The organism is Chloroflexota bacterium, from assembly GCA_016887485.1.
Taxonomy (GTDB): Bacteria; Chloroflexota; Anaerolineae; order Anaerolineales; family Anaerolineaceae; genus Brevifilum.
The window spans coordinates 1,642,060-1,664,010 of sequence record CP069394.1 but is presented as its reverse complement, the minus strand read 5'-3'; the positions used below and the strand labels follow the sequence as shown (position 1 = coordinate 1,664,010).

The window sequence follows — 21,951 nt, the reverse complement described above, 5'->3', positions numbered from 1 at the left end:
AAATTACGGGCATTATTCATAAAAGAATAATGCCCGTTATACTTAATTTTCACTATCTATGGAATACCGTTTTTCCTCCACCCTTCACCAGCCACATTTTCTCCACCTTGCCGCTGAGAGGCATGCTGAAATCGGCGATCTTTTCGCTCACGAGAAGGCAGCTCAGCCTGGCCTGATGCTTCGTGCAAGCAGCTGAATTTACAGGAATCTAACAGCGAAGTGTCGGGCTTAATCTGGATTTTGGGGTATTCATCAGTTACCATCCATTCGAACAATCCAGCACGCCTGAGAAGGCTCTTAGACTACAATTTAATATAATAATCGTACATGATGGTTTGAGACCGACTTTGATAATATTGTTTTGTGTGTGAAGGGAAGCTGAATGAAATTAAGAGTGCTTTTTACTGGTTTGACAGTGATTTTACTGGCAACTCTCCTGATAGCCCCTATTTCAGATGTGAATGCCCAGGATGACACACCCCCAAGCCCCACCCCGGCCTCGGTTGAGGTGGTCAATGAGTATTTTACAGTCTCCACATATACCACAAGAGATGGCACAAGCCTCACGGCTGCCCAGATCAATGGCCCTTCCGAACCGCCTGATCTGGCAGCCTGGGAAGCATCGCGGGTGTCATCCTTGGATAGGGCCGCTGGAGAACTGCCGGGTTTCCCAGCCTATACCTGGGTTTATGGCTGTTCGGCGGTTTCGGGTGCTATGATTGCGGGCTATTATGATAATAATGGCTATGGCAACTTATATACTGGCCCCACCAACGGCGGTGTGATGCCATTAGTTGAAGATCCTTCCTGGGGAACATGGACAGATAGTGAGTCTGTAACATATCCCAACAATCCCTTGGTTGCTTCACATAAAGGCGTGGATGGATTGAGTGGTAATGGCTCAATTGATGACTATTGGGTAGCGTATAATGTGGGAAGCACGCCTCAGGAGCCTTGGGGATCCTCTGGCATTCAGCATGACTGGGACACAGCAATTGGCGATTATATGATGACCAGCCAATGGGCCTATGGGAATGTGGATGGCTCAACAACGTTCTATAATTACACAGATGGTTCACGGTTGCCTTGCGCCCTTTTCGAACAACCAGAGTACGAAGATTTTCATGATGGTAATGCTGGGCAAAAACATTTTTATGAAGCCCGGGGATATACGGTCACAGAGTGTTTTAACCAATATATTGAAAATTATAATGGTAATGAATATGGGTTTACGCTTGAGGATTTCCAAAGTGAAATTGATGCAGGCCATCCGGTAATGATCCAGTTAGAAGGTCATACGGTTGTTGGCTTTGGATATGATGGATCAACAATCTACATCCGAGATACATGGGATAGTAGTATTCACAGCCTTCCATGGGGCGGTTATTATTCGACCATGCGGATGTATGCCGTCAGCGTTATTCAACTTGAGGAAGCCGCATCCAGCTTCTCCAAGACCAGCCCTGCGAATGCTTCGAATGGGATCAATCCGAATTCTGCTGCACTGGCCTGGGAGGAAAACAACGGCGCTCAGTCCTATGAATATTGCATCAATACCAGCGCAAGCTGCTCCAGCTGGGTCAATGTTGGAACGAATAGAACTGCTGCCTTGACACCTCTGACGGGCGGCGAGACCTATTATTGGCAGGTCCGCGCTAACATGGGGACGCCGGAGCCGACCTATGCCAATGGGGCAGAGGGCGAGTTTTGGTCATTCACAACCTTTGACCCCAGTCTGCTGACCGAATCGAACTATATCCCCTTGATGGCAAACTGAAGTTTAATGGAAGTGAGAACAACCTGACAAGAAGAAAAAGCTGGTGATTTCACCGGCTTTATTCTATATAATTAAAGTGCCCCCCTGGGTCGGTTTGAGCCAGCTTATTTGTCATAAATATGCAATCGCTTAAATGAATGAAGGAATTAAAAATATGGTTGAAAAATTAGATTTATCAGCTTTACTCGCCTTACAAGAGAAGCCAGCACCCTTTACACCCGGGGAGCCGCTCTTCTGGAATGACCCTCACATTTCCGCCCAGATGCTCAAAGCGCACCTCGATCCCAATTCTGATCAGGCCAGCCGGCGGCCGGAGACCATTGATGCGATGGTGGCCTGGATCGCTGAAGAGGTCGGGTTGGAACCGGGTGATGCTGTTTTGGATCTGGGTTGTGGGCCTGGACTGTATGCCACCCGATTGGCGCAGAGGGGAATGACGGTGACGGGGGTGGATTATTCCCGCCGGTCAATTGATTATGCCCATACTGGGGCGGAAACCGCGGGATTGGCGATCACTTACCGGTATGAAAACTATTTGGATTTATCGGATGAGAACAGCTATGATCTGGCCATGTTGATTTATGGCGATTATTGTCCCCTGAGTCTTGAACAACGTGGTAGGCTGCTTGCTAATATTCGACGGGCATTGCTTCCCGGTGGGAAATTTGTGCTGGACGTCACTACCCGGAAGCTCCGGGAGAAGTATGGGTTGAAAAATCACTGGTATGCCGCTGAAGGCGGTTTCTGGCGGCCTGGCCCCCATTTGGTCCTGGAAATGGGCTTTGACTACCCGGAAGAAGCCATCTATCTCGACCAATATATTGTGATTGAGCCGAATGGACAACAGGCTGTCTATCGTAACTGGTACCAGGACTTTGATCCTAAAACGATCACTCAGGAGCTGGTGGAAAACGGATTTGAGGTAGCAGGGCTGTGGAGTGACCTGAAGGGGACGCCCTGGCGGGAAGGCTCTGAGTGGATTGGCGTTGTCGCAAAGGTTGCGCCAGGGTGGGTTGCCTGATTAAAGGAGTGAATATGGCAGCTATGAACGAAGAAATTATCTCCGTTTTGGAGAAGATGCTGCTGGATGACCCGAGGGTGAGGCCGGGAAAGATGTTTGGCTATCCGGCTTACTATGCGGGTGAGAAATTGGCGGTTTGCCTTTATGAAGGTGGTGTGGCAGTTAAGCTGCCAGCTGATACGGCTGCGGAACTGATTGGGATGGACGAAAATATCACCCCATTTCAACCCTTAGGCAGGCCCAAAATGCGAGAGTGGATTCAGATAACCTTGGAGGACCCAGAGGAATATCTACATTATCATGAACAATTTAAGCAATCGATTAGATTTGTTCTCTCGCTGCAGAATTTATAAGCGGTTAGATAGACTCATATTGGAAAATCCGCAATAGATTAAAATAAAATTATAAATATTTAAATTGTATTAATTTCCGTTATGAAAATTTTCAAAATTTACGGTTTGGTGCCTGTGATAGGCTATGATATGGGGTGAGTAATGGACATTTGCTTTGATAATAGCTTTATTGGCAGGTAGCACTATCTGGAATGATATAAACAACTAACAGTCTGGAAGGTAATTCTTATAGGTTTTTCCCACAAACGGATTTGGGAAAAAATAAATTAAACCCAGGCTAAGATTTGGGATCTTCACTCCTGATAGACTGAGGAAATGTTTCCAATAAGATGATTTTCAGAGTAAAGTTATTATAAATTGGCCAAAAAACAATAAAGGTATTGGCTATGGTTGAAGGTCGTCAAGATACCTCGCAAAATGATTCAGGGGATTATTTACTGACTCTGTTGGCAGAGGCTGATGTTATTGTGTTGGTGATTGATGACAGTGGATACATTCGTTATGCGAATCCTGCAGCAGAAAATGCGATCATGCCGGACCTGGATGGGTTGACAGGTGCTCATTTTGGTGTCCCCGCAATGGAAGGTAAATTTCAGTTTTCTCTTCTGGATGAAACCCATAGTACGGCTGTGATGCAGGTCAGCCCATTAGGGCCTTCAATATTGGTGTCCATCCGTGTGCTAGATAATTTACTCATGCAGGAAGCTATCCCCATTTCCGTGCAGCATGAAGCCGAGTTTCAGCTTAATGATAGTGAGCGGCTTTTCAAGAATGTTTATGACAATGCCATAAATGGGCTTGGTTTATGTGATGTGATCACCGACGAGGATGGTGCTGTCATTGATTTGATTGTTTCCTATCTTAACCCTGCCTATGGAGAGATTCTGAGACGAAAAGCAGGAGATGTCCTCGGAAAATCCGTCGGTGATTTGATTGATTGGGAGGAAGACGGGAGCTTATTGGCACGGCTTTTCAAGGTCGCTCAGACAGGTGAGGCTATGCACTTTTTATATCATGCACCTGTCTCGGCTCGCCATTTTGCCGTTTCCGCCTATCGCTCTGCCCCGAAGCAACTAGTAATTGATATTAAGGATATCTCTGAGGCAATCAATGCTCAAGAAGCATTAGCGAAGAGTGAGAAAAAATACCGGCAATTATTTGAACTTTCAATCAACGGCTTTGCACTGCATGAGATGGTGTTTGATAAAGAAGGTGAGCCTGTTGATTTCCGATATCTTGATGTCAATAGTGCTTTTGAAGAACATACCGGCATCAGGCGTGAGGATGTCATTGGTAAGCTCGCTACGGATGTGCTGCCTGGGATTGAAAAGACGGACCTGTTTGACATCTACGTACAAGTTGCAACAACGGGGATATCACAACGATTTGAAAAATTTTATGAACCGCTAAATCGCCATTTTCTGATAACAGCATTTTCTCCAAAGCCCAACCAATTTGCTACAGTATTTATCGACTTGACTGCTCGTATGCAAGCAGAGACCATTCTCAAGCATAGCGAACTTAATTTCAGGGCATTGTTTAGCTCCATGCTCCAGGGGGTTGTTTATCAGGATGATAAGGGGCGGATCACCGGGGCGAATAAAGCAGCGGAACATATTTTGGGCTTTACTAATGAAGAACTAAAAGGGCTCAGCTCCTTTGATGATTGCTGGAAGGCCATAAAAATGAATGGGGATCCTTTGCCGGGTCCTGAGCACCCAGCGATGATTGCCTTAAAATCCGGCAAGGCTGTTGAAGGGTATGCATTTGGCGTTTTCAATCCGAAACGAAATGATGTTGTCTGGATTGATGTATGTTCAGTGCCGCAATTTCATGAGGGAAAAGATGAACCCTATCAGGTTTTCACCACTTTTGTGGATATCACGGATCAGATTCGGATTCAACGGGCTTTGGAAGAGCGGATTAAAGAATTGCACAGTTTGGCAAGAATCAGCCGAATCATTCAGCAGGAAAACCAACTGCAAGACATCTGTAACTTGTTAGCGCGGGAACTTGTTAGAGGCATGCAATTTTCAGAGTTGGCAGTGGCAACCATAAATCTGGATGGCCTAAATTTTACAACAGATCCAATGGCCGTCGAAACACAATATTGTCAGAAAGTCCCAATTAAAATTGAGAATGAAGTGATTGGGCAAATTTCAGTTTTTTATACAGAAGACAAGCCTTTTCTCCTTCCAGAGGAAGTTAATTTTATGGCAAGTGTCGCTGATCGCCTAGGTCTTTGGTATCAGCAGCAGCAAACTCAGAACCAATTGCTTGAAAGTGAGCGGCGCTTCCGTAATGCGATATTAAATGCGCCAAACCCAATTATGATTCACGCAGAAGATGGGACTGTACTTGACGTCAATGAAGCTTGGCTAAATACAACTGGGTATGGCCGGGAAGAAATTAAAACTATCCCTCAATGGATCCACCTCGCGCATCCTGACATTGAAAAAGAAATTGAGGAAAGGGTTCAGCGATCGTACGCAAAGACATTTACCGGGCATCAGGGCATTTTCCCTGTTACAGCTAAGTCGGGTGAATTGTTGCACTGGTATTTTAGTTCTGCTCCATTAGGAAATCTTCCTGATGACCAGTCTATTGTGATTACGATTGCGATTGATATCACCAATCGGGTGAAGGCGGAAGAAGAAAAACGCCAATACTACAACCGTATCATGGCAATGGGTGAACTTGACCAGGTGATCGTTTCAACCCTGGAATTGGATGAAGTCCTTGATTTGATTACAACCCACCTTGGGAATTTGATCAAATTTGATTCGATGTCGATTTTGGCCATTGATGGAGATCAATTACAGATTATTGCCTGTAAAGGGTTCGAATTTCCTGAGGAAGTGCTTCAGATGCGATTCCCTTCAGAGCCGGGCTATCCTAATTATGAGGTGATTAAAAATCGGACACCATTGGCATTTACCAATGTATCAGAAATCTACCCAACATTTAGGCCCGCTACAGTCAAGAACCTGCATGGAACAATCCAATCTTGGTTAGGGGTCCCTTTATTCAATCGGCATGAAGTCATCGGTATGTTCACAATTGACCGGTGTGATGATACTCCTTATACAGAACAGGATATCGAAGTGGCCATGCAGTACGCCAATCGAGCGGCAATCGCCATCACCAATGCCCGTTTGTTTGAACAAACTAATAACCACCTGCGGAATCTGGAGGTGCTGCGAAAAATTGATGGCACCATTACTTCTAGCAAGGACCTTTCAGATGCCTTACATATAGTTTTGGAACAGGTGAAGGTTGGACTGAATGTTGATGTTGCATCGGTTTTTCTGTATGAAGAAGAAGAACAGGTCTTAGCTTACCAACAAAGTTATGGCTATCGGACGGAAGGGGATCTAGATCATAAAGTCCCAGTTGGCCAGGGTTATGTGGGTACTGTTGCTGCTCAGATGAAGCCTTTATTTATCTCAGAGATCAACCTGACAGATGATGGGCATAAATATCCCTTCAGCTTTGCCAAAGAAGGTATTGTTTCATATTATGGTCTTCCTCTGATCACGAAAGGTAAACTTCAAGGTGTGCTGCAAATTCTGCACCGGTCGAAACTGAATCCCAGCGATGACTGGATTGATTTCGCTAAGGCTTTGGCGGGCCAGACGGCTATCGCAGTGGATAATTTGATATTGTTTAGGGGCCTGGAACAAGCGAATAAGGAAATGCGTGAGGCTTATGACGCAACCATTGAGGGTTGGGCCCATGCGCTCGAGATCCGCGACAAGGAAACCGAAGGTCACAGCCGCCGAGTGGTTAAATTGACTGAGAAGGTTGCCAAGGCCTATGGTTTTGATGATGAGGCCCTGGTGCACCTCAGGCGGGGCGTTCTGCTCCATGATATCGGCAAGATGGGCATCCCGGATCAGATTTTGCATAAACCTGGACCACTGGATGAGGCGGAATGGGAGATCATGCGTCAACATCCGGTATATGCCAATGAAATGCTGAAATCCATCGTTTATCTGCAGCCGGCGTTACTTATTCCTCATTATCATCATGAGCGCTGGGATGGCTCCGGCTATCCGGAGGGGCTGAAGGATGAGGACATCCCGCTGGAGGCTCGGATATTCTCCGTGGTGGATGCTTATGATGCGCTGACCTCCGACCGCCCATATCGGGGTGCCTGGTCGGATGAGGAAACCATAAAATATATAAAGAAACAAGCTGGGAAGGAATTTGATCCGGAGGTAGTGGACAAATTCCTGGAGATACTTGAAAAAGAATAAGTGCAGTAATAACTAGAAAAAATAAAAAGAACGCTCTCATTGAGAGTGTTCTTTTTATTTATGGCATGACCTTGAATTAGTAGGCGTCAATCTCAGCCCAGTCGCCATTGAAATTGGCGGCGGCTTCATCCACCAGGTCCTGCGTGAGATAGGTTTCCACGTCCTTTTCCCAGATGAAGGCGGATTTGATCCCATAGCCAGCGTAACGGGCAATTTCGGTCGCATCGTAAATCCCGGTGCAGATCTCGACATCGTAACCCTGGGTTTCGATGATATCCTGCATGGCGAAAACGCCCTCCATTTTTGAGAGGATATTACGCTTCTGGAGCATACCGCTGTAGGGGGCGACGGCGACCGCACCGGCAGCGATGGCAAAGATCATCCAGGTGCTTGTGGGGACAGCCGTGGCCATCACGGGGATGCCTTGATCGGTGAGCTTCCGGATGACAGCCAGCCCATTACGCGTGGCGGGGACTTTGATCCGCATTTTGGTGGGATCAATGGACAGCATTTTATCCGCTTCTTTCAGCATATCCTCCACCGTGCCGGCGTGCAGCTGGTAATAGGCAGCAGGCGCGATCTTGACCAGATCGGTGAAGAGGGAAACGGGCTCGCGTTTTTCAAGGGCAACGACGTGGGGATTGGTGATCACACCCTGAAAAACGCCATAAGCCAGACATTCTTCGGTTCGTTTGAGATTGGCGGTTGCCAGCCAGAATTTCATGAGGTTGCTCCTATAGTTTAGCGATTAGTTTCTTATGGGCTTCAAATAAGGCCTGCTCCTGAGCGATCATGTCATCCAGGTCAGCGCTGACATTATGGCTCGGGTAGATATGGAAGGGAACGTCCGCTTCGATCAGCAAGCGGATGGTTTCCACAATGATGGCATTCATCACCACCATTGAAGCGATTGTCGAGCCGCCGCCGGCTTTTATGCCGCCATCGAGATCCACCAGGGCGTCGCCTTCGCGGACATGCGTGTCAATATGGATATCCGAGACTTCCATCAGACGCTTACCGAGGGGATTCTTGGGTTGATTGGCCAGGGCGTGGGTGGTGGAGCCGATGCTGATTGTGGTGAGCCCTTGCTTTTTGGCCAGGTCACAGATTTCCACCGGAAGGGCGTTGATCCCGGAATTAGAGATCACGATTAAGGTGTCTTCGGGGGTCAGGTTGTAATTTTCGAGGATGACTTCGGCAAAGCCGCTGGTTTGTTCGAGGAAGGACATTTGCCGCTGTCCGCCCTTGCCCGTCACGAACCCATTGAACCCGAGTTCAGGTTCGGTGATCTGAACAAAACCAACAATTGAGCCGATTCTCGGGAAAGCCTCCTGCGCGGGGAGGGCGGAATGCCCGGCTCCAAACATCAGCACCGCACGTCCGGCTGTGATGGAGGCGGCGCAAGCCTGGGCAGCTTTGTGAATGCTTTCCTGTTCGTTCTGTTCAATGGCGCTGAGCACGCCCTGAATTTCCTGGATGAAAGCCATTTGTTTTCCTTTTTATTTATTTTAATTTTATTTTACCGCATCACTTCTTGGATGATAAATCCATTCGGCGGGTTACAAAACCATTGGCATTTCTGGTAAAATCAATACAGACCAATTGTTCGATAAATTCAAAGTAAACCCCCAAAAAAGGATAACCCTCATGCAATTCGATCTGCATGCACCCTATGAACCCACCGGAGACCAGCCTGAGGCGATTGCGGAATTGGTGGCAGGCCTCAATCGGGGCCTCCACGACCAGGTGCTGTTGGGCGCCACCGGTACTGGCAAGACCTTCACTATCGCGAACGTGATCCAGCAGGTCCAACTGCCAACCCTGGTGATGGCCCATAACAAGACCCTGGCCGCCCAACTTTATGCGGAGTTCAAAGAGTTTTTCCCCAAGAACGCGGTGGAATATTTCGTTTCCTATTACGACTACTATCAGCCTGAGGCGTATGTCCCCCAGCGGGACCTTTACATTGAAAAAGAAACCGACATCAATGAGGAGATCGACCGCTTGCGGCTGGCGGCTACCACGGCGCTGATGTCCCGCAAGGACGTGATCATTGTAGCGTCCGTCTCGGCGATCTATGGCCTGGGCGACCCGGATGCCTACCGAGGTAACCTGATCCGGCTGGAAGTGGGCGAAATTTACCGCCGGAACGCCCTGCTGCGGCGGCTGGTAGAAAGTCAGTATTCCCGCAATGATTTTGAACTCAAGCCCGGCATCTTCCGGGTGCGCGGCGATACGCTGGAAATCCTGCCGGCCTATGACGACACCCGCGCTTATCGGATCTCATTCTTTGGCGATGAGGTCGAACGGATCATCGCGGTCAACCCGCTGACCGGTGAGGTGTTTGAGACCTTGGATACTGTGGATATTTATCCCGCCAAGCACTATATCACCGAGGAAGAGAGGATGGCGGCGGCGATTGCCAACATCGAGCTGGAGTTGGAGAGCCGACTGAGCGAGCTGCGGGCCAATGAAAAGCTGCTGGAAGCCCAGCGGTTGGAACAGCGCACCCGTTATGACCTGGAGATGCTGCGGGAAGTGGGGTACTGCTCGGGGATTGAGAACTATTCCCGCCACATTGACGGCCGTCCGGCGGGTTCCGCCCCCTGGACGCTGATCGACTTCCTCCCGCAGGATTACCTGCTGGTGCTGGATGAGTCGCACATGATGGTGCCGCAGATCCGGGGGATGTATAACGGCGACCAGGCCCGCAAGAACGTGCTGGTGGATTTCGGCTTCAGGCTGCCTTCCGCGCTGGATAACCGCCCGTTGAAATTTGATGAATTTGTGCAGCAGATGGGGCAAACGATCTATACATCCGCCACTCCTGCCGCCTATGAATTGGATAAAGCTGACCAGGTGGTGGAGCAGATCATCCGCCCGACCGGCTTGATTGACCCTGAGGTGATCGTACGCCCAACCGAAGGTCAGGTGGATGACCTGGTGGGTGAGATCAACCAGCGGCTTGAAAAGGGTGAGCGCATCCTGGTGACCACCCTGACCAAACGGATGGCTGAGGACCTCTCGGATTACCTGCTCGAATTGGGCTTGAAAGTGCATTATCTGCACTCTGAAATTGACACCCTTGAACGGATCAGCATTTTGCGTGACCTGCGGCTGGGTGTTTATGATGTGGTCGTGGGGATCAACCTGCTGCGGGAAGGGCTGGACTTGCCCGAAGTTTCCCTGGTGGCAATTTTGGATGCGGATAAACAGGGCTTCCTGCGCTCTGGGACGGCGCTGGTGCAGACCATCGGCCGCGCGGCCCGACACGTGCATGGGCAGGTGATCATGTATGCCGACCAGATCACAGATGCGATGCGGTTTGCGCTGGATGAGACCAACCGACGCCGTGAGATCCAGCATGCTTACAATGTGGAACACCATATCGAACCGGCTAGTGTGGTCAAGGCCGTGCGCGACCTGACCGACCGGCTGGTGCATGAGGTGGGCGGCGATAAGGAAGAAGGCCTGCGCGGTAAGGCCAGCAAACTGGAGCAGAAGGAACTGATGCGGATGATTGGGGAGCTGGAAAAGCAGATGAAGGCTGCGGCCAAGGAGTTGATGTTCGAGCAGGCTGCCTTGCTGCGGGATCAGGTCTATGAGCTGCGGGCGATGCTGGCGGATGAGTCTGATTTGCCACCGTGGAAGAAGATTAATCTGCTGACGGGGGGCGGGGAAGAGTAAGAGGGGGCTGTGAAGAAATAAAAAAAAGCGATCATTATTTGAGATCGCTTCGTCCGTCCTTTGGACTTCCTCGCGATGACAAACTTAATACGTTGCCAACACCCCAAACTGCTTGAACTCCCCTTTGGAATCTGAGAAGTCATATTCCACATCTTCCACCTGCGCGCTCATTGGGCCGCGGCGCAGCTTGAGCAGCAATTTATTAAGCGCGTCGTGGGGGCCTTCAGCGGCCACTTCCACGCGGCCGTCCCAGCGGTTACGTACCCAGCCGGCCAGTTCCAGTTCTTCAGCGCTTCTCAGTACGAAGAAGCGGAAGCCAACGCCCTGGACCATGCCGGTGATCAGGGCATGCAAGTGGTAGTCTTGAGTTTCGGTCATATCTTTATCCCGTTTGTTTAGTTACAGGATATTTTACCCGACATGGAGTGAATTGGCGGGGTCGAGTAGGGTGCGCTCCGGGGTCGAGCGCACCAAATCGGAGAGTTTGGGATTCTTGGGGCGCACAAAAGAGGTGCGGCACCCTACGGAAGGGTAATGTTTGGGGTTTGTAGAGTGCGCTCCGGGGTTGAGTGCACCATGGAAGTGTTCTTGGGACGGATGGTGCGCACAAAAGAGGTGCGGCACCCTACGGAAGGGTAATATTTGGGGTTTGTAGGGTGCGCTCCGGGGTTGACCGCACTATGTAAATGTTCTTGCGATGGATGGTGCGCACAAAAGAGGTGCGGCACCCTACGAAGGGCATTTAATTTGGTGGGTTGGGGTACAAACAAGGTGGGTCAGTGATCCACGAAGGATTTATTCGTCTTCCTCGTCATAATCATCGTCGTCCTCAAAATCGAGGTCGTCGTCATAATCCGCATCATAATCGTCAAAGTCATCGTCGTCATCATCGTCAAAATCATGGCTGTGATGGTGATGGCTGTGAACGGGGGTGTAGGAATCGCCGTTTTCATCCACCCATTCACTGGGGTCGTCTTCATCCACGAGCATCAAGTCAAAGGAATTGACTTGTTCGGTGAAGTCCAGGTTTTCAAGGGCTTCTTCCAAAAGCTGTAATTCCTCGGCATCCACCGCTTCTTCGAGGTTCATCTCGATCAGGTTACGCACGCCCTGGCCGCCGATCTTGGAGAGCGCCCAGATTGCCGCGAAGTAGATATCGTCGTCATCGGTGCCTTCTTCCAGCAGATCGAAAAGGACCTCACGGGCAGCAGTGAGTTCAAGTTCGCCTGCCGCGCGGATGGCTTCATAGCGAACGACCATGTCGGGGTGCTCAAACATCCGCAACACCATCCGGGCATAACGCTCCTGGTCACAGGAGCGGCCCATCGCAAACAGCGCCGTCTGGAGCCAATCTTCATCATTAGACTCATAGGCCTGCTGGATGAATACGGGGACATCAGGGTGGCTGGCATAGCCCAGGGCTTCCAGCGCTCGGCGGCGGACCAACACTTCATCTGAACCGCGGTGGGCTTCGATCAGGCCGGTCATAACTTTATTAAAGGTCTCTGCGCTGATTTCTTCCAGTTCACCGAGGTAAACGAATATACCCAGCCCCGTGGCAGCAGCGGCCCGAACGATTGGGTTGGGATCCTCAACCAGAAGCGTGAGCAGACGGAGAGCCAGTTTTTCCTCTTCCGATTGCCAAAGCAGGCGGATCGCAGTGGAACGGGCGACCGGGTCTTCATCATCGAGAGCCATCAGGGCGACATTGTCGAAAAACAACAGGGTATCGGCTTCGGCCATGTTTTCCATATCTTCCAACAGCCCGCGCCGGCGATCAAGCCAGATCTGCGGCCACACTTCTTTAAGGCTGCGCAGGTTCTGGGTGCTGATGTCGGAAAAGAAATAGACCATCTGCGTGGGGAACGGGGAGGCGTTATCCAGCAAGGCGGTTTTGATCTCGTCGAAGGTGAATTCTTTCTGGTTAGGTGAGTCCATTTTCGGGGGTCCTCGTTATGACGTCGTCAGGGCAGGACGACTGGATTGGTGAAGTCCAGGATGGTGATGAACACCATCAGGAGTAATAGCAGGAAGAAGCTTGCGGTGTTAACCCTGTTTTCCCATTCTTGAGGGATGCGTTTCTTGAAGAGCAGTTCAGGCAGGGTGAAAAGAATCCGACCGCCATCCAGAGCCGGGATGGGCAAGAGGTTGGTGATGCCCAGCGCCAGGGAGATGTTGGCAATGAAGGAAAGGGTGTAGATGGGCAGAGGCTGCGCAGTGATCATGGGGTTTTCTTCATCCATTGTGACAGCCTGGCTGTAGACATCGTAAATGCCTTTATAACCGATTGGGCGGGCTGAGGCGGCATCCACAGCACCGGTGATCAGGCGGCCGGGCAGTAGCAAAGTCTCTTTGACCACATAGCCGGTGGAGGTGAACGCAGCTCCGACCGCATCAAAGAAGGGGGCGGGTTTGCGAGGGTTGGTAAGGCCAACGCCCATGCTGCCTTCGCCTTCCGGTGGGTTCACCCGCGGGATCAGCGCGAAAGTGAGCGGGGTGCCATCCCGATCAACGGTGATGATCATTTCTGTACCGGCATTTTCAAGAGTTGCCGCGCTGACCTCGTTGATGGTACCGACAGGTTCGTCGTTGATCGAGGTGATGAGATCGCCGATTTGCAGACCGGCTGCCATCGCGGGGGAATTGGCTGCAACATCATTGATCAATGCCTGATCTGAGGCTGGAACTCCGAGGCCGACGTAGAGCACGATCAGCAGGATGATGCCGATCAGGAAGTTCATGGCCGGGCCTGCCAAAGCGATCACGAACCGCTTCCAGGCTGGCGCCGAAGCCATGCCGCCATCAACATCGTCATCTTCCTCGCCATGTGGGCGGACAAACGCGCCAAAGGGTATCAAGTTAATTGTAATTTCGGTGCCTTTCCACTCACCAATTTTGAACAAGCGGGGTGGAAAACCGAAGCCGAATTCGTCTACCGGAATCCCGACAGCCAAAGAGGCCAGGAAGTGCCCAAATTCGTGGAAGAAGATCAGCACGCCCAGGACGACAACGACCTGTAATATTAGAAGAAAGACATCCATGTGTCAAAACCTTTTCATTAGGCAGCCGAAATTGGCTGCTGCTTATAGTTTTTCTATCAGGGAGTAATTATACCTTTTGGGAGGAAACTTGCGAATCATCCGGCAATAATCGGGCGGGTCCAGCGGGGAAGCCTTTGAGAATTTCGATCAGGCCGGGCATTTGGCGCAGGCGGGTGAGCACCTCGCTGAGGGCTTCCTGCAGGCAGATCACGTGCACATTTGGGCCGGCATCGAGGGTATAGGTGACGGGCAGACCTTCAACCTGCCAGGCTTTGACGGCTTGCATGATGGCGAGTGATTCGGGCTGCCAATAGAAGAGCGGCGGTTCAGAGGTCATCATCACGGCATGCATCAGGTTGCTGTCCAGTTCGGTGATGGCAGCAAAGGAATCAAAGTCCCTGTTGAGGATAGCCTGCCTGCTGAGCCTCATCCGGCGGGCCGCATCGGCCACCCGGGCCTCCTGGAGCGGGCTGGTGTTCGCCAGGCGCATGCCGGCTTCCGAACCGGTGGCCTTATGTTCATTGCTCAGGACGGCGATGCAATCCACCAGGTCCCAATGATCGGCGGGGGCAAAGCTGCGGGCATAGGAATCCCCCGTTTCCGGGTCGGTGCGCCATTCCACGAAACCGCCGGGAATGGATCGGCAGGCTGAGCCAGAGCCGAAGCGCGCCAATGATGAGAGGGCGGGTTCGGGCAGGTCCAGACCAAAAGCGACCGTCCCGGCCAGCGCCAGGGCAGCGAATCCGGAGGCAGAGGAGGCAACCCCAGCACCGATGGGGAAATTGTTCCTTGATTCGATGAGGACCGGGCTGGGTTTGCCCGCCAAACGACGGATGCGGTCCATGAACTGTTGCGCACGATCCAGGCTGGCACCACGCACCTGCTGGCCGTTGAGCACCAGCACATCAGCAGGCAGTGAGGGGTCGAGTGTCACCGTGGTGCGCGTGGAGAGGCAGCCGATGTTCATTGAGAGCGAATCATTGGCCGGGATGCGATGGGTGACATCGCGCAGGCCCCAATATTTAATGAATGCGATGTTGGGGTGGGCGAGGGCGGTTGCCTGTTCGGTCATATTTCAAAGGATACTATAGGAGGATGTCGGGGTCAATTGGGAGAAATGATTCTCATTTATCAATATTGAGTGGATAATATGAACTTGACAATAGTATCAATAGTAGTATCATATGTTATATGCCCTCTATTGAAAATATCCTTACAAAGATGCAACAAAACCCAAAAGGGGTGAGGTTTACTGACTTATGTAAGATTTGTGATCTCTTCTTTGGAGAGCCAAGACAATCTGGAAGTAGTCACAGAATTTATAAGACTCCGTGGATAGGAGACCCCAGGATAAATATCCAGAATGATAAAGGAATGGCGAAAGCCTATCAAGTGAAGCAGGCGCTAAAGGCGATTGAGCGGTTGAAGGCGTAGTAAAAAGTGAGTTGGAGGAGCTAATAATGTTACAGAATGATCGTTATACGTATCGTGTGTTATGGTCGGAAGAAGATGGCGAATATGTGGGTTTATGTGCTGAATTTCCATCCATAAGCTGGCTGGCTTCGGATCAGGAAAAAGCGCTTATTGGCATCCGCCAAGTGGTGGCTGAGGTTGTTGCGGATTTACAGGAGAATGGGGAACAGGTCCCTGAACCTTTTGCTACGAAGAATTACAGCGGCCGTTTTGTAGTGAGGATGACACCTGAACTCCATCGACAACTTGTGATCGAAGCTGCGGAAGCAAAAGTGAGTTTGAACCGTTTGGCAAATGACAAACTCAGTAGAGTGAGATGCTAGACAAAAGCTCTGATTAGGCAGTGGCTGCATATCGTATGCAGCCACTTTTTGATTCTTCCAAAGGTTTTGATTTACAGCCTGGTCGTATTAGAGTGTGGACTTTACTCCGTTCTATAATTACAATAGATTAACCCTTCCTTCCTGCAATCTACCCAGGAGCCTAATCATGCAAATTTATCCCGTCCGAACCAAACGAGAACTGCGAGCCTTCATCCAATTCCCATACGATCTATACCGGGATGACCCGGTCTGGGTACCGCCGCTGCGCTCGGAGCAGTGGTCACAGTTTGACCCGAAGAAAAACCCCATGCTGGATCACTGCGAGACGGAGCTTTTCCTGCTGAAGGAGGGCGATCAGGTGATCGGGCGCTGTTCAGCCTTCATTGACCGGCTGGCGGTGGAGCACTGGGGTGAACCGATTGGGCTGTTTGGGTCGTTTGAGTGTGTGGATGATGAACAGGCTGCCCACTTGTTACTGGGCGCCGCCCGGGACTGGCTGCAGGAACGGGGGATGGAGGCAATGCGGGGACCGTGGAGCTTTGCATCGCAGGAGTGGGGTTTGGAGATTGAGGGGCATGACCGCCGGCCGGTGATCATGGCGCCGCATAACCCCCATTATTATCAGACCTATTTCGAGTCCTTTGGCTTGGGGAAAGCGATGGATCTGCTTGCCTATCTGGCGGATATGGGCAGCGGCTATCAGATCCCGGAACGCTATCTGACCCTCACTGAGCGAATCAGGGCGCGCTATGGCGTCACGGTGCGGCCGGTGAATATGGATAACCTTGAGGCGGATGTGGTCACGATCATGGACCTTTCCAACCAGTCGATTTCCGATAACTGGGGCTATTATCCTGTGACGGATGATGAGGCCCGGGCGATGACGCATGATCTGAAGCAGATTGTGAATCCGGAGGCGCTGCTGATCGCAGAGGATTCAGAGGGCAAGCCGATCGGGTTTGGACTGTCGCTGCCGGATATTAACGTGCTGCTGGATGGGATGCATGGCCGTTTATTCCCCTTTGGCTGGCTGAAAATGCTAACTGGGTTGAAGAAACTCAAGAGTTACCGGATGTGGGCGCTGGGCGTTATTCCGGAATATCAGGGCAAGGCGATTGACACACTGCTCTATCAGGCGACTTACGAGGCCTTGAAAGACCTGCCGGTGTCTATGGAGATCAATTACGTGCTGGAAAACAACCACCGGATGAACAATGCCCTGTTGAAGCTGGGTGTGGAACCCCTCCGGCGCTACCGGGTGTTTGAGATGGCGATTTAGTCGAGAAATAATTGGATTTGGCGGGGATTATTCACCCCAGGGGATGTAAAGGTCGTTTTCGATCCCAATTCGGGCCAGCATCCGGCCAACGGTAGCGTTGACCAGGTCATCCACGGTGGCGGTCTTTTGGTAAAAGGCGGGGACGGGTGGGAAGATGATCGCCCCGGACTGGGTGGCATTGGTCATCAGGCGCAGGTGCCCGGCGTGCAGGGGAGTCTCCCGGACGGCCAGGAGCAGGGGACGGCCTTCCTTGAGGCAGACATCCGCCGCACGCTGGATCAGGTTTTCAGCATAGCTGTTGGCGATCCCCGATAGGGTTTTAATCGAGCAAGGCGCAACGATCATCCCATCCGTGACAAAGGAGCCGGAAGCAATGGCCGCACCGAGGTTGGTGGGGGTGTAAGTGACATTTGCCAGGCGGCTGGCTTCCGCAGCTGTGACCCCGGTTTCTTCCAGCAGGACTTGTTCGCCCATTTTGCTGATCACCAGGTGGGTTTCAATCCCAAGGCTGTGCAGGGTTTCCATGGTTCGCAGGCCATAGATGGCGCCGCTGGCCCCGGTGATAGCGAGGATTATCCTTTTATTTCGTTCCATGGCTTCATTATACTGGAGAGGGGAGAGAAAAGGTTCTTTGGGATGGGCCGGTTATAAAAGGTGCGCATAAAGTGATGCGCACTCTACAAACTACGCTATGGGGCGGGTGTCGCAAGCTCGGATTGAGAAAAATATATTAGGCGTTGATCGTTACCCAGCCTGTTTCTGCATCCAGGGTGACTTGTTGGCCGCTGGTGAAGGGGGTAAGGTCCACCTGGTCGAGACAGGGGATCTCAGCGATGATGCAGCCTACTGCGGTGATCGTTTCACATTCGGCGTTGATGATCGCCAGCGGAGCATGACCATTCTTTTTCAACCGGTAAAGCACATAGGAACCTACGGTGGAGCCTTTCCCGGTGGGGAAGATCAGCACTTTGCCGGCGATGGATTGGCCTGCCAGGTCGTGTCCGGCTTCGGTGATGATTCCGGTCTCGGGGTCCACGCCGCCGTAGAAGGAAATCCCCATTCGGCTGACGAGTGCTTCTCCTGTCACCTGGCCGGGGAAAATGGAACGGCCCTGGAGAGTGATGGCGGGGGTCATTGGAGTGCCTCCCGGATCACATCATCAAAATCCAACAGGCGGGTCTTGAAACGGTTCTTGCCCTCTGCATAGTAACAGGCTTTGGCGGAATCGGTCGCAAGCCCTGTGAAGCGGCCTTTGATCGGTGCAACCACGCAGCAGGTGTCCGTGGCGAACTTGGCCCCGGCTGCTTCAATAATAGCCGTGTAGCCCATCTGGTCCGCCATACCCTTGACCGGGCGTGAGGTGGTGATCCAGAACTCTTTTTTGACCTGCTGCCCTTTGAGTAGCTCTGCGATCCGTTGAATCTCACGCAGGGAGAGGTGCGGGCAGCCCAGACTGACGAAATCGATCTCGTCTGGTGCGGCGGTGTTCAACTCCTGCCGGGCTTGGTCCAGAACGGCCTGAGAAATTCGGATTTGGGTTTGAGGGGCGGAAAATTGACCAGCTTCGGGGGTCAGCCCGGGGATGTGGAAAAGTGCCACGCCGCCAAAAGTGGCAATACTGGCACAGAAGGATTTCAGGTTTTCAAGGGTGGCCTCATCAATGCCAGTGATGAAGGGGACTTTGCCGAGGGGTTCCGCCTGGAGCCGATCGCCAATCGCTTTGCCCAGCGCACCGAAATCGGGGTTGGACTGGATTTCGGCCTCCACCACCACCTGCACGGTGGGATGCCGGTTTCCATCCAGATGGTAGCCATAGGCGGGGGTGATGCCGGTCAGCGCGGCGGCCAGGGCGGAAGGTCCGCCTTCACGGTTGGTGCGTGCGCCCAACACGGCATTGGCGAAACAAACTGCGCTGCTCTCTGCCCAGGCGATATGCTCACCAAAGTGGGGCAGGTTGCCGAAGAGGTAGGGCGTGCACGAACAGGTGGTCACAACCCCCATTGACTCGAAAGCCTCCAACACCCGCCGCTGGTTGACGGCGAACTCTTCGGAGATTCCCAGATTCCTGTAATTTTCAATATCCATTCCGGCAGGGTTGAGCGTGGTAAAGACCTGAGCGCGCCCACCACCCGCTGCCATCTCCGCCAGCCAATCCAATCCAGCTTCTCCGAGGTTGGCATAGGAGACGCCGCTGATCTGCACGGAATTTACCGGGATCATCCGGTCCGCGCCATAGATCCGACCCAGCGTCGCCAGGATTTGCATCGCTTTTTGCGCGGCTGGGCCGTGATCGCCGTTCAGGAGGGCTTGTTCATGGGATGTGAGCTGCATAAGGGAATTGTACTATGGGGCGGGGGTCACTGGCAGGTCATTGAGTTGACGCCAAACGGCATCAATCACCTGCAGGGCGGTTAGGTTGCGGTTGGGCCAGCCCTGCCGCATATTTCGGCTGTCCGAAAAGTCATTGGGAATTGCCAGACCGCTGAGGGTCAGGTGAAAACCGCCCTCATCCAGCCCCTGATCGGGCAGGGATTGGACAGCCCGCCAGAAGTTCCACAGCGGGAGATCATATTCATAGGCCAGGCGGGCATTGGTGGCATTGATGGCATAGTTGCCTTCGATGTTATCGGCCTTGGTGGAAAGGATCGGTAAGGCACCGAATTCGATCACGGTTTCGATGATCTGGCGCATGTATTTTTCGTAATTCTCGACTTTGTTATTGCTTCCCCAGGATTCTTCCATACTGATCAGCACAATGCTGGGTTGGTTGAGCCGCAGTTCGCAATCCAGTGGTGATTCGCCTGATTCACAGCGTTCATCTTCCGCGGCCCAGAAGGACGAAAGGACGGAGGCTACATTCATCCCGCCATGGACCGCAGCGCTCTCCCGGGACCAGGACTCGCTGAAGTGGTCAATGGCCTCCTGAAGATAAGCGTATTGATCGCTGAGGATGTACAATTCGGGGTCATCAAAGGCGGCGAGAAAGAAGGTGGTGATGTTCTGACAGTCGCCGACTTTGGAAAAGCGATCCGGATCATTGCCCTTCGCGAGGCCTTCTTCATAGATGGCACGAGCTGAGGCTGACACGGTGGGGATGACCGGCCAGTTCTGCCAGTCTTCGGGGTCCAGACGCAGATCGGGGGTGTTGGTTGGGGAAGGAACCGTTGTTTCAGTGCTGGTTGCTGCCGGTTGAGCGGTGTCGCTTGGGCTGGCCGGTTCCGTGGTGCCAGCTGTTTCCATTTTAGGAGCGGAAGTCTCGATAATCGCCGTCTCCGTTGGAGTTGAACAGGCGCTGAGAAGCAGCCCCAGCATGGTTGCGAAGATGATCAATTTGGTCAGAAGTTTTCCGGAAGTCATAAACACCCTTGTTCAACAGAATTCGGCGGGTTGTGAGTATCTGCCTTATTTTACTGGCATTAGGCAATTTGGAAAGGGACTAATCAATGAATTCGTCCAGGTTGATTTGGGGGAACGGCACCTTATTGAAGTGCTTTCCGGCTGTTTCCAGCGGGGCAGTCAGGTCAAAACCGACCTTGCAGGTTTCATAGGTGCCGGGGGTGGCGCTGGGGTCCAGTGAGGAACCGCGTTCGCGGCCCAGCCAAACGAGGTCCTTATCGGCCTGGAAGCGGGTCGCCATGGCCCATTCAACCGAGAGCGGATCGTAGATGTCGATATCTTTGTCCACAACGTAGATATGCTTGCATGAACGGTGTCCGCGGGAGGCGGCTTCGAGGGCATTGCGGCCGTCATCCTCGTGACGTTTGCGGATTTTAACGATTGCATGCAGCCAGGAGCAGCCGCCAGGGTTGATGTTCACATCCAGGCATTCGGCGACCTTGCTGACCTCGCGGAAGATGGTGGGTTCACGGGGCATACCCATTAGCAGCTTATGCTCCAACCCGCCGGGGAGCAGGGCGTGCCAGATGGCGTTCTTGCGGTGAGTGATGCACTTCACTTCCAGCACAGGCTCCTCGCGGATCACGTCCTGGGTTTCCGTCAGGTCTACGAAAGGCCCTTCAGCGTGGCGGCGGTCACGGTAGATGGTCCCTTCGATCACGAATTCAGCATCCGCCGGAATCAATAGCTCCGAAGTCTTGGCCTTGACCACATCAAAGGGTTCCAGGGCATTGGCAATTTCAAGCTCATCCTGCCCGAGTTCCACAGAGGTGGCGGCGGCGACGAGGATATTGGGCGTGACGCCCACGCAAATGGCGACATCCACCGCGCCGAGGTCTTGCAGGAAGGTGTCAAAATGGCGGGTTTTCACCACCCGCACGGCCATCTCGGTCTTGGAGAACTGCATGCAGCGGTGAAAATCCATGTTTTGACCATATTTTGGATGGCCCGCGATCATCACTCCCGAGCTGATGTAGTTGCCGCCGTCCCCTTCACAGTGGAAAAGGATGGGCAGGGCATCGAGATCGGGTTCGTTGAGGATGACCTCCTGACAGGCAGCTTGTTCAACCACAGCCGGCCGTTGGGGGTTGTCAATGGCGTGGGTGAGGGTCGGGATGATCTCCTGCACGCTGATATTGAGATAGTCCGCGAAGGACTGCTTGGTGCAAAAGAGATTCCCCGCTACGGTAAAATCCGAATCGCTGACCTGGGAGAATAGGACGGGCTGGGGCTCCAGCGCTTTCAGGATCCCCGCTGCCGTGAGGTGCTTCGTGACAGGTTTTTGAATCTGGGTGAGGCTTTTATCCCGGGTACATTTTTCAAGATAGCTTCTGAATGTCAT

At 52.1% G+C, this 21,951-nt stretch carries 18 protein-coding genes; 7 read left to right on the top strand and 11 right to left on the bottom strand.

Translation table 11 applies throughout. The annotated features are described in order from the left end of the window. The first annotated feature begins 382 nt into the window (after window positions 1-382). The 4 genes from JR338_07555 (at window position 383) to JR338_07540 (ending at window position 7,410) form a co-directional block, all read left to right on the top strand. Entirely contained in the window at window positions 383-1,777 is a 1,395-nt protein-coding gene (locus JR338_07555) for a hypothetical protein (GenBank protein QRN82296.1), read from the top strand. Between the two features lie 154 nt (window positions 1,778-1,931). Beyond that, the gene (locus tag JR338_07550; protein ID QRN82295.1) at window positions 1,932-2,798 is read left to right on the top strand and encodes a class I SAM-dependent methyltransferase; all 867 of its coding nucleotides are present in this window, start codon (window positions 1,932-1,934) and stop codon (window positions 2,796-2,798) included. Between the two features lie 14 nt (window positions 2,799-2,812). Beyond that, window positions 2,813-3,151, top strand: coding sequence for a hypothetical protein (locus tag JR338_07545; protein ID QRN82294.1), 339 nt, complete (start codon window positions 2,813-2,815; stop codon window positions 3,149-3,151). Between the two features lie 386 nt (window positions 3,152-3,537). Beyond that, a complete protein-coding gene (locus tag JR338_07540) occupies window positions 3,538-7,410 on the top strand; it encodes a PAS domain S-box protein (protein ID QRN82293.1) in 3,873 nt (1,290 codons plus the stop codon). Window positions 7,411-7,486: 76 nt separating this feature from the next. On the opposite strand, the gene JR338_07535 is transcribed toward JR338_07540, so the two are convergent. After that, a complete protein-coding gene (locus tag JR338_07535) occupies window positions 7,487-8,134 on the bottom strand; it encodes a transaldolase (protein ID QRN82292.1) in 648 nt (215 codons plus the stop codon). A gap of 10 nt (window positions 8,135-8,144) precedes the next feature. After that, window positions 8,145-8,897 (bottom strand): sugar isomerase domain-containing protein, encoded by a 753-nt coding sequence (locus JR338_07530; protein ID QRN82291.1) that lies wholly within the window; start codon window positions 8,895-8,897, stop codon window positions 8,145-8,147. Window positions 8,898-9,057: 160 nt separating this feature from the next. Here JR338_07530 and uvrB point away from each other — a divergent pair, with 160 nt between their 5' ends. Continuing rightward, complete coding sequence (gene uvrB / locus JR338_07525) at window positions 9,058-11,097, top strand: excinuclease ABC subunit UvrB (protein ID QRN82290.1); 2,040 nt, start codon at window positions 9,058-9,060, stop codon at window positions 11,095-11,097. 84 nt (window positions 11,098-11,181) lie between these two features. Here the strand turns inward: uvrB and JR338_07520 are convergent, their stop codons facing one another. The 4 genes from JR338_07520 to mvaD form a co-directional block, all read right to left on the bottom strand. After that, window positions 11,182-11,475 (bottom strand): acylphosphatase, encoded by a 294-nt coding sequence (locus JR338_07520; GenBank protein ID QRN82289.1) that lies wholly within the window; start codon window positions 11,473-11,475, stop codon window positions 11,182-11,184. A gap of 417 nt (window positions 11,476-11,892) precedes the next feature. After that, entirely contained in the window at window positions 11,893-13,035 is a 1,143-nt protein-coding gene (locus JR338_07515) for a HEAT repeat domain-containing protein (GenBank protein ID QRN82288.1), read from the bottom strand. A 26-nt stretch (window positions 13,036-13,061) separates the two neighbouring features. Further along, window positions 13,062-14,138 (bottom strand): site-2 protease family protein, encoded by a 1,077-nt coding sequence (locus JR338_07510; protein QRN82287.1) that lies wholly within the window; start codon window positions 14,136-14,138, stop codon window positions 13,062-13,064. A gap of 67 nt (window positions 14,139-14,205) precedes the next feature. After that, complete coding sequence (gene mvaD / locus JR338_07505; GenBank protein QRN82286.1) at window positions 14,206-15,210, bottom strand: diphosphomevalonate decarboxylase; 1,005 nt, start codon at window positions 15,208-15,210, stop codon at window positions 14,206-14,208. A 388-nt stretch (window positions 15,211-15,598) separates the two neighbouring features. On the opposite strand from mvaD, the gene JR338_07500 reads away from it, so the two are divergent. Beyond that, window positions 15,599-15,934 carry a type II toxin-antitoxin system HicB family antitoxin gene (locus JR338_07500; GenBank protein ID QRN82285.1) on the top strand — a complete coding sequence of 112 codons (336 nt, stop codon included), beginning with the start codon at window positions 15,599-15,601 and terminating at the stop codon, window positions 15,932-15,934. Window positions 15,935-16,100: 166 nt separating this feature from the next. After that, window positions 16,101-17,213, top strand: a complete 1,113-nt coding sequence (locus tag JR338_07495; protein QRN82284.1) for a GNAT family N-acetyltransferase — start codon at window positions 16,101-16,103, stop codon at window positions 17,211-17,213. A gap of 27 nt (window positions 17,214-17,240) precedes the next feature. Here the strand turns inward: JR338_07495 and JR338_07490 are convergent, their stop codons facing one another. From JR338_07490 to JR338_07470, 5 genes are all read right to left on the bottom strand, one after another. Continuing rightward, window positions 17,241-17,807, bottom strand: coding sequence for a UbiX family flavin prenyltransferase (locus JR338_07490; protein QRN82283.1), 567 nt, complete (start codon window positions 17,805-17,807; stop codon window positions 17,241-17,243). A 136-nt stretch (window positions 17,808-17,943) separates the two neighbouring features. After that, the gene (locus JR338_07485; protein ID QRN84384.1) at window positions 17,944-18,336 is read right to left on the bottom strand and encodes a DUF126 domain-containing protein; all 393 of its coding nucleotides are present in this window, start codon (window positions 18,334-18,336) and stop codon (window positions 17,944-17,946) included. A gap of 8 nt (window positions 18,337-18,344) precedes the next feature. Beyond that, on the bottom strand, window positions 18,345-19,544 hold the full coding sequence (locus tag JR338_07480) for an aconitase X catalytic domain-containing protein (protein QRN82282.1): 1,200 nt from the start codon (window positions 19,542-19,544) through the stop codon (window positions 18,345-18,347). 12 nt (window positions 19,545-19,556) lie between these two features. Next, the gene (locus JR338_07475; GenBank protein ID QRN82281.1) at window positions 19,557-20,570 is read right to left on the bottom strand and encodes a hypothetical protein; all 1,014 of its coding nucleotides are present in this window, start codon (window positions 20,568-20,570) and stop codon (window positions 19,557-19,559) included. A gap of 79 nt (window positions 20,571-20,649) precedes the next feature. Further along, window positions 20,650-21,951, bottom strand: coding sequence for a UbiD family decarboxylase (locus JR338_07470; protein QRN82280.1), 1,302 nt, complete (start codon window positions 21,949-21,951; stop codon window positions 20,650-20,652).